Origin of the sequence: Nocardia sp. NBC_01329 (assembly GCF_035956715.1) — a bacterium.
Lineage (GTDB): Bacteria > Actinomycetota > Actinomycetes > Mycobacteriales > Mycobacteriaceae > Nocardia.
On sequence record NZ_CP108381.1, the window covers coordinates 3221380 to 3233143 of the forward strand.

Sequence of the window (11764 nt, forward strand, 5' to 3'; positions counted from 1 at the left end):
GGGTCACACTCCGGCGATATCCCGGCGATCGAAGATCGGCAACCCCACCAGCAGAGCAAGAGCCCCGGCCAGCAGCAACCACCCGTATGCGGCGGGCAGTCCGGCTCCCAGCGGACCCCCTTCGATGGCTTGGTGAAACGGCGAGAGTGTTCCCCAGGGGCGTACGGCGTCTACCAGTTTGCTCGCCACATACAGCACGTACGCGCCCACCGCGGCGACCGAGGTGACACCCACGGCGAGAACTCGCCTGCCGGTCGCCGCGCCGACCGCCAAGGCGAGCCAACCGAATTCGACACCGATGAGCGCCATGGCCACCGCACCGGTGAGCGCGGACCCGACCGAGACATCGAGCCCGAACAACGCCGAGAACGCCACAACCGCACCGAAAAGCGCCGAACCGAGTGCGAGCAGACCGGTGGCGAGCACCGCCGCCTGCTCGAGCACGAGCCGCACCGGCGTCATCCGGGTGACCAGCAGCACCTCCAATGTGCCCTGCTCCTCCTCTCCGGCAATCGCTTTGGCACCGCGGGCGATCGAGAAGACCAGGAAAAGAATAGGCAGCAGCATGCTGAACAGCTCCGCGTTGAGGAACCCGGTGCCGGTGCCGAATTCATCCAGGTCGAAAAGCTCGCGTAACGGTTCGGGATAGTTCTCCAAGAACTCCCGCATCCCCGACATGCCCGAAATCGACGGCCAAAGGGCACATTCCAACAGCACGAGCACACCGATACCCACACTCCAGCCGATGAGCCCGCGGCGTTGATCGCGCAGGCATTTCAGATACACGGTGTGCAGCACGACGATCAGTCCTGTCCGTAGTAGCCGAGAAATATCTCCTCGAGATCCGGTTCCCGGCTCACGATGTCGATGACGTCGTAGCCGGCGACTGTTTTCAGCAGTTCCGCGGTCGAACCCTGCACTTCGACCTGTATCCGCTGCGCCCTCCGGTCGACCCGCCGAACTCCGGGAAGCCGGAGTAACTCGTCCGGGTCCGGCACCGCCGCGGCGAACAAAAGGTCGATGCGGCGCACCGCCCGCCGGGTGAGCTCGGCCACGGAACGGACCTCGATCAGCCGCCCCTTTCGCAGCATGCCCACCGTATCGGCCACCGCTTCCACCTCCGACAGCACATGCGAGGACAGGAAGACCGTGCGTCCGGCGTCGCGGGCCTCACGCACCATAGCGAGGAACTCCCGTTGCACCAGTGGATCGAGGCCGGTGGTCGGCTCGTCCAGCACCAGGACGTCGGGCCGGGACATGAACGCCTGCACGAGACCGACCTTCTGCCGGTTGCCGTGCGACATCGCGCCGATCCGATGCTCCGGATCCAGGTCGAGCCGATCGATCATGTCCCGGCGTACGCTCGGATCGACACCGCCGCGCAAATGTGCGAGGTAGTCGAGATATTGTCCCGCGGTCAGATCCGGGTAGGCGACGAATTGCCCTGGCAGATACCCGATACGACATTGCGCGGCTTCCCGGTTACGCACCGTATCGGCGCCGCGGATACGGGCACAACCGCCGGTCGGACGCATCAGACCCACCAGGATGCGGATGGTGGTGGTCTTACCGGCACCGTTCGGCCCCACATAGCCGAAGACCACCCCGCTGGGTATCTGCAACGTCACGTCGGACAGTGCGAGCACGTGTCGATAGGCCTTCGTCAGCCCGGTGAGCTCGATCGAAATATCTGTCGCGCCGTGAACCGCCCGATGTTCCGGGGCTTGCGCCGGTCGCCGCTCAATCATCCCGCCCACCGTCACCGGCCGGGTGCTCGATCGTCGCCGGCGGTCCTTCCTCGCCGGGAACGCGGCCACCCGGCGGGACGACTCCGGTCACCCGCCACCACTGGTCACCCGGGGCATGAGGATCGTCCGGATGGATGGTCTCGAACAGATCGGCGCGATGGATTCGGGGAAGCACCCGATAGTCGATCGAACCGGGCACGCTGACGAGCGCCAGTACTCGCCACAGGGTGAGGACGTATGACTCGGCCGCGGCAGCGCCGTCCCATTCGTAGAGACCCCGGTACGCACCGCGCTGATCGTGAGCGAGCCACAGTTTGGAGACCAGACCCGGAAATCCGGCGAACAGCACGGTGTTGAGCAGGCTCTCACGCCGGAAAAGGGCGTGGCCGCGGCCGTGCACCGCCCGCAGCCGGAATCTCACCATGAGTACGCAAGGCGCGAGCGCAGCAGGCCGGTCGACGACGGTCTCCCGGAACACACAGGCGGAGGCCCGGCCGATCGGCAACGGTGCCCGTGCCCCGACACCGCGGTTCGCGCCGGAACGGGACCGGCCATCCGACAGCGACAACACCCTCGGCTGTGGCATGGCCTTCGCCGCCTCTCACGCACTCGCTACCGTTCACAGAGCCGGGCGGCGGACCCGAGAGCCGACGAACCCGCCTTATTCCACGATGCAGCAAGCCGCCGCGGAACAGGAGAGTCGAAAGTCCTCACCGGCCTGTTGCCTGCGGGCGGACAGGCCACCGATTCCGCCGCCCGCAGTTCGAGCCGGTGGATCCGAACACTACGCACCGCGTATCCGATCACCATTAAGCCTTCTGCTGGGCACAACAGACGGGTAGTATTCGGCAGGTTCTTTCTTCGGGTCTCTCGAACGATCAGAAGCTCTTTTCGCGGCTGTCAACCGAATCGACTACCGAGGAGCCACGATGAGATCACCTGCCGGGGTAGGCGTACGAGCTCTATGGAGAACGGTCGGGGTGATCGCCGCGTTCTCGGCGGCCCTGGGTTCGAGTGCGGCGACCGGGTCCGCGGCACCCGGGGGCTGGCAGCCGTTGGCGCCGATCGAAACCTTGGACGTGCAGCGTTACCTCGGTGTTTGGAACCAGGTCGCCGCCTTGCCGCAGCCGTACAACCTCGAATGCGCCCGCGACACCACCGCCGACTACCAACTTGTCGACGCGAGCAACATTCGTGTCGAGAATCAGTGCACCACCTGGACCGGTGCCACGAACCGTATCGTCGGAAATGCTCGTGTCAACGATCCGGTCAGCCGCGCACAACTGCACGTCAGCTTCCCGGACGTGCCGTTGCAGAATTCACTGGACGGACCCACCAATTACATCGTGACTTTTGTGGCCGATGATTACTCCTGGGCCGTGGTGGGGGACCCATTTCGATTGTCCGGATTCGTGTTGTCGCGCTCACCTGCCGTCGATCCGGCACGCTGGCGCGCGATCCGGCAGATCGTGGCCGACCGCGGGTACGATCCCTGCCTACTGCTGACCTCGCCCACCCCGGGCGGCGCCACCGATATACGGCCCCTCTGCACAATGTGAGTCGCCGGTGATCCGAGCGCGGCGCCGCGATCCGGTCCGGCGCCGCGACCGCGCCGGCCGTCAGCGGTGAGCTCGCGCGACGGAGTAGGGAGTTCTCCGGGCCCGATTCTGAGAATCGGCGTTGAGCACATCTCGGGCGGTATCCTTCGTGAGTGCGGGAGGCGCAGCTCGGCAACCGTCCGGGCCCCGAGTCCGGCAGGAAGCACGGCCACCGCACGTCGGCTCGAACAGTCGTCGGCTCTCAGCGGTGTCGCCGCAGCTGGGAGTTCCGTTCAGGCGTTGAGGCTGCACCCGACGGTCAAGTACATGGGATATGCGGCGTGGGTCCTGGATCGGCAGGATAGATCACCGGCGAACCGACCTGCTCTCCTTTGTGGAGGTGGATGATGGCCAAAGATTTCGAAGGACATATAGCGCTCGATATCCGTGATTCGGTCGCCGACTGGGCGCCTTTCGCGGAGCCGACCGCACCGCAAGGTGCGCCGAACGTGTTGTATCTGGTGTGGGACGATATCGGGATCGGTACCTGGGACTGCTACGGCGGTCTGGTCGAGATGCCGAATATGAAACGCATCGCCGATCGCGGGGTCCAGTTCACACAATTTCATACCACCGCACTGTGCTCCCCCAGCCGTGCCTCGCTACTGACCGGGCGGAATGCGACTTCGGTCGGTATGGCAACCATCGAAGAGTTCACCGACGGGTTCCCCAGCATGTGTGGCCGGATACCGGACGACACCGCACTGTGCTCGGAGGTCCTCGCCGAGCGCGGATGGAACACATACGCGGTCGGCAAATGGCATATGACGCCCCTGGAGGAGGAGAATCTGGCCGCGTCGAAGCGACATTGGCCGCTGGGGCGCGGATTCGAACGTTTCTACGGCTTCCTCGGCGGCGAGGCCGATCAGTGGTACCCGAATCTGGTGTACGACAATCACCCGATCCCGCAGCCGTACACACCGGAGGACGGATATCACCTGTCGAAGGATCTGGCCGACAAGTCGATCGAGTTCGTCCGCGACGCCAAGGTGATAGCGCCCGATAAACCGTGGTTCATGTACCTGTGCCCGGGATGCGGTCACGCGCCGCACCACGTGGCGAAGGAATGGGCCGACAAGTATCGCGGCCGGTTCGATATGGGATACGAGAAATATCGCGAGATCGTACTGGCGAATCAAAAACGCATGGGTCTGGTGCCGGACAACACAGAACTGTCGTCCATGAACCCCTATTCGACAGCGACCAGCGCAGACGGCAGGCCATGGCCGGCGCAGGACACGGTACGAGCGTGGGATTCGCTGTCGGAGGACGAGAAGCGACTGTTCCGCAGGCAGGCAGAGGTGTTCGCGGGATACCTGTCCTACACCGATGCCCAGATCGGCCGGCTACTCGACTACCTCGAGGACAGCGGCCAACTCGACAATACGATAATCGTCGCTCTCTCGGACAACGGCGCCAGCGGCGAGGGCGGTCCGAACGGATCCGTCAACGAGATGAAATTCTTCAACGGCTATATCGATACGATCGACGACAGCTTGGCAAAGCTCGACGAGTTGGGTTCGCCGACCACCTACAACCACTACAGCATCGGGTGGGCGATGGCGTTCAACACCCCCTACAAGTTGTACAAGCGGTACGCCTCACACGAAGGCGGGATCGCCGACTCGTGCCTCATGTCGTGGCCGGCCGGAATAGCGGCCCGGGGTGAGGTGCGACATCAGTACATCAACGTCTGCGATATCACCCCCACCATCTACGAACTGCTCGGCATCACGCCCCCGGATACGGTGAAGAATGTGGCGCAGCAACCCTTGGAGGGGGTCGGTTTCCGCGCGTTGCTCGATGACGCGAAAGCTGACGTCGGCAAGCACACCCAGTTCTATTCGATGCTGGGCACGCGCGGTATCTGGCATCGCGGATGGTTCGCCGACACCGTTCATGCCGCATGTCCTTCCGGCTGGGGACATTTCGACGCCGACCGCTGGGAACTGTTCCATCTTGAGCAGGACCGCAGCCAGATGCACGACCTGGCCGAGGTTCATCCCGAGAAATTGGCGGAGATGAAGGCGCTGTGGTTCTCCGAGGCCGAGAAGTACAACGGAATGCCGCTCTACGATCTCGATATCGTCTCCGCGATGATGCGCGACCGCCCGACATACGCCAGGTCACGGGACAGTGCCGTCTACTATCCGGGAATTGCCGAAGTCGGCCCGGGTGCGGCGCTCGAGATCCAGGGCCGATCGTTCGCGCTGCTCGCCGAGACAGCCATCACCAGCCCGGGCGCGGAGGGGGTGCTGTTCGCCCACGGTGGGCGGCTCGGTGGGCACACACTGTTTCTCCAGGACGGTCATCTGCATTACATCTACAACTTCCTCGGAGAGGAGGAACAGGCCGTCGTTTCCGATCGCCCGGTTCCGCTCGGAGATCACGTCCTCGGGATCCGGTACGAACGGCACGGAACCCGGTCCGACAACTTCACCCCCACCGGTGAGGCCGTCCTCTACATCGACGAGGACCCGGTCGGCTCACTCGACGATATGCGAACACAACCCATCGTGTTCTCCGGTGTCGGAGAAGGAGTCCGCGTGGGCCGTGACAGCGGTCAGTCGGTTTCCGCGCGCTACCGGTCACCGTTCCCGTTCACCGGCGGCACCGTGCATCAGGTCATCGAGGACGTGAGCGGCAAACCCTATCTGGACCTGGAAATGGCGGCAGCGGCAGCATTTTCGCGCGATTGAAGCGACAGCCCACCGACACGCGCCGCGGTATGGTCCGGATACCCGGCGGCGAATTCGCCATGGGTTCGGACGATTTCTTTCCCGAGGAACGGCCCGTGCACCGGGTGCGGATCGACTCGTTCCGCATCGACCCGCACCCGGTGACCAATGCGGCGTTCCGACGCTTCGTGAAGCAAACCGGATACGTCACCGTCGCCGAGCGCACGCCCGCCGTCGAGGACTACCCGGACGCGGATCCGGTGGAACTGGCACCCGGGGCACTGGTCTTCCGGCCCACCGCAGGGCCGGTGGCACTGGACAACTGGCGACTGTGGTGGCGGTATGTCCCCGGCGCGAACTGGCGCCACCCACGCGGGCCGGGCAGCACACTCGACGGACTCGACCGCCACCCGGTCACCCAGGTCGCCTACGACGACGCCGCGGCGTACGCGGCCTGGGCCGGCAAACAATTGCCGACGGAGGCCGAATGGGAGTACGCGGCACGTGGCGGGCTGGACTCGGCCACCTTCGTCTGGGGTGATGAGTTCGAACCCACCGGGCGGCGCATGGCCAATATCTGGGTCGGCGCCTTCCCCTGGCAATTCCACCCGGGCCGCGGGCAGGCGCGCGTACCCGGCACAACGGCAGTCGGCATCTACGCGCCCAACGGCTACGGTCTCTCGGATACGACCGGCAACGTGTGGGAATGGACGGCCGACTACTTCCACTCCCATCATCCGGCGCCGACCTGCTGCGCCCCGTTGAACCCACGCGTCGATACGTCGGAATCCGCATCGGCGCAACACTTTCCGCACCATGTCGTCAAGGGCGGCTCGTATCTGTGCGCAGCCAACTACTGCCTGCGCTACCGGCCCGCCGCCCGGCAACCACAGACCGAGGACACGGCCACCTGCCACCTCGGCTTCCGCTGCGTCCTCCGCGACACAGAGCCGTGATGCCCGCTATCACCGTTGTTCCAGCGTCGCCACGACCACCTGCTCAACACCTCGTACCGCACCAACGGTGAGACGGTCCACCTCACACCGACCGAGTGGAGCATGCTCGAAATACTCGCCCGGAATCGCGGAAAGCTGGTCGGTCAACGGGAGATACTCCGTGAGATCTGGGGCCTGGTTACACAGCAGAGACTCATTATCTACGCGTATATCTGGCCCAGTTGCGCCGCAAACTCGAAGACAATCTGCGCGGCCGGTGTGGAGACCCGGACGTGGATCTTCGCGTCGTCGTGACGCCCACGGGTCGACGGCCGTCCGATTCGAAGAATCCGGACGGGAGGAGCCGCGATACCTCGGCCGAGTCCGTAGGGACGATGTACGGAACAACGATCTCCAGCGGATCACCGAGAAGGCGAACCGTCGAGTGGTCGACCTCCGGGGAACGCCCTGACGTTCTGTTGACGGTGATCGGCGTTATTTAACGGCGCCCATACGGATTCTCATGGAATTTCGTGATCGAATTCTACGGGCCTCATCCGGGGCTTGCGTAACGTTTCCGGACCTTTCACTTCGTAATGATGGTCCGCGTGACAGGAAAGTGTGTAACCGAGTACATGATTATGAAATCCCTCACCGCCGCGTCGGTTTTGGTGGCAGCTACCGTGGGCCTGACCGCCGGTTCGGCATACGCCGCACCCGCACCTGTACCCACGCCGCCCTCGGGCACTACGGTGCAGACCGATATTCTGCCCGGAATCCACTACACGGCGAATGTTGTCGACAACTCCGTGGTACTTCGCACCGACGCGGGTTCTCTCACAACTCAGGGCACGCAGTTCCAGGTACTCGACAACGAGGGCCGCATGGTCGCGGGCATGCCCCTGACCTATCTCAAAGACGGCCGTGAATGGCCCATCGCCGCACGCATCGACGGAAACACCGCGACCTTCACGCCGAGTGTCGATCCCGCCGACGCACGTCCTGCCACCATGTTGCAGCCGGTCGATATCGAGCACATCGAGGGTGTCGACCCCAATACCGCGCTCAGCACGGCAGCCACTCAGTTCGGACTCGCGACCTCGGTCGGAACCCTGCTCGGATCGCTGGTCGGCGGAGCCCTCGGTTGCGTCGCCGGCGCAATCATCGGAGCACCCCTGGTGGTGCCGACCTTCTTCGCCGGGCCGATCGGCCTGTGCATCGCCGGCGCCGCCGTGGGCATCACGCTCGGTGCCGCCGCCGGCATGATCGTCATCGGTGTACCGGTAGGCATCGCCAGCGCAATCCAGTTCCACAATTCGGTGAACGGTCTGTGACACCGAAATCCCTACGGGACTCGGCAAGACGCGCCGCGCCTTGCCGAGTTCTGCTCGGACAACCGTTGGGGACGGCCATCGGTTCTCCGGCCACCTCGGCTTCGTCGGCCAGGAACTGGTAACTGGTAACCGACCGGACAGGAAAGTTCATTCGAGCCGCTGGAGGCTCGGTCCCATTCGTCCAAGCCGGGCCCCGAATGATGTCGTTAGCGTTGCGGCCATGACTACGACACAGATCGAGACCCCATACGATTCGCCCGAGCAAGAGATCAGAACGCTGGCGGAGAACTGGATCGCGGCGATCGTGTCCAACGATGCCACCCGCATCCGAGAATTCATGTCCGAGGACTGGGTGCACGTGTCCGACTACGGCTTCGTCTCGGCCGCGCACTTCTTGAAGGCTGTGGGTGCCGGTGTATTGCGCCCACGCGATCAACCACCGAAAAGTCCTGGTTGTCAACCAAGCGTAGCTCCCGGTCTGCCCCAACGCTCTAACAGGCAAGCCGCATGTCGGTGCGCCCAGGGCATCGGCTCATCGGACACAGCGGCCTTCGCCAGTCGGCACCGGACGCGCCGTGGCAGGCTGGTGGTCAGAGCAGGAGATGGAAGATGTCGAAGGCGATGTTCCATTCGGCGGTCCCGGGGTTCTTACGGTCCGGCTCGATCGTGACGAATGTGTGCGCGAGTGCCACGCTCAAGCCCCCGGCGATCCGCGGCAGTCGCTGCTCGGTCGCCTCGGAGAGGGTCATGTCCAACGGCGGCCGGGCCGTCAGTTGATCGAGCACGGACTGTAGTTCGATCTCCTGGTCCAATTTCTCGAACCGGTGGATGCTCTCCTGCAGTCCCTTGGTGATCGGCAGGTCCCACGGTTCGATCACGTCCCTCAGATTTGCCTTTGCCGACGCTTTGCCGATGAGTATCAGGTCGTAGATCTTGTCGTCGACGAAATCCGTGTAGCGCTTCAGATCGTTTCGGTCGACGTGCAGGCCGGCCGCTGCGCGGAAGAATTGCTGGAATTTCACGGTACCCATTACTGGCATGGCGTCAGCTCCTGTCGAAGTATTCATGGATTTGGCGAACCGCCATCGCGCCTTCGCCGACAGCGGATGCGACCCGCTTCACGGAGCCGCTACGGACGTCGCCTGTGGCGAACAGGCCGGGCAAGCTTGTTTCGAGCGTCCTCGGCGACCGGTCGCCGATCCGCCGGTTGCCGTCCTCACGGACGTGGACCGCGTCCATGCCCGTGAGGACGAAACCGTGGTCGTCGAGTGCGATCGTGTCGGCCAGCCACCCGGTGTAGGGCATCGCCCCGATGAAGACGAACAGGGCGCGCACCCGGAGGGTGTCCTGCTCCCCCGTGTGATTGTTCTCGACCATGATCTCTTCGAGGTACTTCTCCCCGTGGACCGTACGAACCTCGGTATTCCGGTGCACGGTCACCCGCGGATGGCGCTCGATCTGGTCGACCAGATACCGGGACATACTCTTTCCGAGGTCACTGCTGCGGATGAGCAGGTGAACGTGGGAGACACCGTCCGCGAGAAAAACGGTGGCCTGTCCGGCGGAGTTTCCGCCGCCGACGATGGCCACCGGGTCGGTGCCGCACATCCGCGCTTCCTGATGGGTCGCGGCGTAGTACACGCTCGTTCCCTCCAGCGCCTCGATCCCCGGGACCGTCAGCTTGCGGTATCGCGCCCCGGTGGCGAGCACGACGGCCCGGCCGCGAACCACACCGCCGTCCGCGAGCGGGAGGGCGTGATGCCCGTCCTCGGGCACCAAACCGGTCACCTCCGCTGACACCAGCAGCCGGGCGCCGAACTTCCCGGCCTGGATCACGGCCCGCTCCGCCAATTCGGCGCCGGAGATACCGGCCGGGAACCCGAGGTAGTTCTCGATCCGGGAGGAGGTACTGGCCTGCCCGCCCGCGGCGACCGACTCCAGTGTCACCGTGTTCAATCCGTCCGAAGCGCCGTACACGGAAGCGGCCAGACCGGCCGGTCCCGCCCCGACCACGACGAGGTCGCACACGTCCTGGGTGGCGTCCCGGACCGTGTCCGGAACCGGAAGCCCGACGACGCGGGCGAGTTCGGCGTTCGGCGGATTCCGCAGCACCTTCTCGCCGTGCCAGATCACGACCGGTGTGTCCTCGGGAGCGACTTCCAGGCTGCGCAGCAGTTGCTCGGCCCTCTCGTCCTGCTCCACATCGATCCACCTGTGGGGCAATCGGTTTCGCATGGCGAACTCGCGAAGCCGCAGCGTGTCGGGTGAATAGCAGGAGCCGATTATCCGGAACCCCGAACCGAGCCCGATCAGTAGGTGCCGGCGCACCAGGTAGGCGCGCAGGATCAGATCGCTGAGCACGAGATCGTGAGCCACCAGTTCACGCACCCGCTCGGCCGGGACGACGAGTATCTCGCCGTCCTCCATCGCCTCGGCGGTGAAGAACGCCACCTGGCCTTCCAGCAGCCCGAGCTCGCCCAGGAATCGTCCGGGACCGTGCACCCGCAGTATCCGGCGTTCGCTTTCTCCGTCGCCCTCGTCGATGATCGCGACCTTGCCCGAGAGGATCACGAAGAAATCCTGGCTGGGCTCGCCCTCTCGGGTCAGCACCTCGCCGGCGCGAACCGGTCGACGCGCACCACCGACCTCGAGCGTCGCGACCTGGTCGTCCGTCAGCCGCGGGAATGCTCCCAGCTCATCGGGAGTCTCGTCATCGACCTGCGGGATTTCGCGGACGGGAGTGGTGTCCTCAGACGAGGTTCTGGTCGACATAACACCAGCGCCAATCTTCACCCGGCTCCATCGACTGGACGATCGGATGACCGATGACGCGAGCGTGCGCGCTCGCGTGCTTGCCCGGTGAGGAGTCGCAGCAACCGACGTGTCCGCACGTCAGGCACAACCTCAGATGTACCCATGGGGTGCCGAGGCGAAGACATTCCTCGCAGCCCTGGGGAGTACGGGGTACGACGGGCCGGATCGCGGTCACGTGTGGGTCCACAGGTACAGAAGTCATGGCTTCGTCTCCTTGCCTGCCTTTTCCGAGAGCGCCTGATCGAGCCAGGCGCGCAGTTGTGGTACCGGAGCGGCGCCCGCCTGACGTGCCAGGACCTCGCCCCGGTCCATCACGAGCAGAGTCGGTACGGCGCGGACGGTGAACCGTTCGGCGGTCTCGGGCGCAGCATCCACGTCGGTCTTCACCAGCTTGATCTGACCCGCGCGTTCCCTGGCGAGCTGTTCGAGCGCCGGGCTGACCATGCGGCACGGGCCGCACCAGGTCGCCCAGAGGTCGACGAGCACAGGCACCGAGGATGTCTCGGCGATCTCCGCGAAGTCGTCATCTGCTGCCGAGGCGATCCAGGGCAGCGGCTCGTGGCAGTTCCCGCAGCGCGGTGTCCCTGTTCCTGCTGCCGGGACCTTGTTCATCTTGCCGCAGTTCGGACATTTCACCGTTTCGGATCTCATGACGGC

At 64.7% G+C, this 11764-nt stretch carries 11 protein-coding genes and 1 pseudogene; 5 read left to right on the top strand and 7 right to left on the bottom strand.

What is annotated here, in order from left to right; translation table 11 throughout:
- Positions 1-3: 3 nt before the first annotated feature.
- Genes OG405_RS14670 through OG405_RS14680 form a run of 3 tightly spaced genes read right to left on the bottom strand, consistent with a single transcriptional unit; the run spans position 4 to position 2334 of the window.
- Positions 4-798: an ABC transporter permease gene (locus OG405_RS14670; RefSeq protein WP_327147061.1), complete on the bottom strand. Its 795-nt coding sequence runs from the start codon at positions 796-798 to the stop codon at positions 4-6.
- Between the two features lie 5 nt (positions 799-803).
- Entirely contained in the window at positions 804-1748 is a 945-nt protein-coding gene (locus OG405_RS14675) for an ABC transporter ATP-binding protein (protein ID WP_327147062.1), read from the bottom strand.
- Complete coding sequence (locus OG405_RS14680) at positions 1741-2334, bottom strand: hypothetical protein (protein ID WP_327147063.1); 594 nt, start codon at positions 2332-2334, stop codon at positions 1741-1743. Before OG405_RS14680 ends, OG405_RS14675 begins: the two co-directional genes overlap by 8 nt.
- Positions 2335-2677: 343 nt before the next feature.
- Here OG405_RS14680 and OG405_RS14685 point away from each other — a divergent pair, with 343 nt between their 5' ends.
- From OG405_RS14685 to OG405_RS14705, 5 genes and pseudogenes are all read left to right on the top strand, one after another.
- The gene (locus OG405_RS14685; protein WP_327147064.1) at positions 2678-3307 is read left to right on the top strand and encodes a lipocalin family protein; all 630 of its coding nucleotides are present in this window, start codon (positions 2678-2680) and stop codon (positions 3305-3307) included.
- 386 nt (positions 3308-3693) lie between these two features.
- Positions 3694-6045, top strand: coding sequence for an arylsulfatase (locus tag OG405_RS14690; protein WP_327152340.1), 2352 nt, complete (start codon positions 3694-3696; stop codon positions 6043-6045).
- Between the two features lie 29 nt (positions 6046-6074).
- The gene (locus OG405_RS14695; RefSeq protein WP_327152341.1) at positions 6075-6980 is read left to right on the top strand and encodes a formylglycine-generating enzyme family protein; all 906 of its coding nucleotides are present in this window, start codon (positions 6075-6077) and stop codon (positions 6978-6980) included.
- A gap of 63 nt (positions 6981-7043) precedes the next feature.
- Positions 7044-7225, top strand: a pseudogene (locus OG405_RS14700) (winged helix-turn-helix domain-containing protein); the annotation flags it as partial.
- 375 nt (positions 7226-7600) lie between these two features.
- Positions 7601-8293: a hypothetical protein gene (locus tag OG405_RS14705; protein WP_327147065.1), complete on the top strand. Its 693-nt coding sequence runs from the start codon at positions 7601-7603 to the stop codon at positions 8291-8293.
- A gap of 590 nt (positions 8294-8883) precedes the next feature.
- Here OG405_RS14705 and OG405_RS14710 read toward each other — a convergent pair.
- From OG405_RS14710 to trxA, 4 genes are read right to left on the bottom strand one after another with little or no spacing between them, the layout of a single operon-like run.
- Complete coding sequence (locus tag OG405_RS14710; RefSeq protein WP_327152342.1) at positions 8884-9324, bottom strand: DUF1931 family protein; 441 nt, start codon at positions 9322-9324, stop codon at positions 8884-8886.
- 13 nt (positions 9325-9337) lie between these two features.
- Positions 9338-11065, bottom strand: a complete 1728-nt coding sequence (locus OG405_RS14715) for an FAD-dependent oxidoreductase (protein WP_327147066.1) — start codon at positions 11063-11065, stop codon at positions 9338-9340.
- A complete protein-coding gene (locus OG405_RS14720; RefSeq protein WP_327147067.1) occupies positions 11043-11309 on the bottom strand; it encodes a UBP-type zinc finger domain-containing protein in 267 nt (88 codons plus the stop codon). The genes OG405_RS14715 and OG405_RS14720 overlap by 23 nt, the downstream gene beginning before the upstream one ends.
- Complete coding sequence (trxA, locus tag OG405_RS14725) at positions 11306-11758, bottom strand: thioredoxin (protein ID WP_327147068.1); 453 nt, start codon at positions 11756-11758, stop codon at positions 11306-11308. Before trxA ends, OG405_RS14720 begins: the two co-directional genes overlap by 4 nt.
- Positions 11759-11764 lie beyond the last annotated feature (6 nt).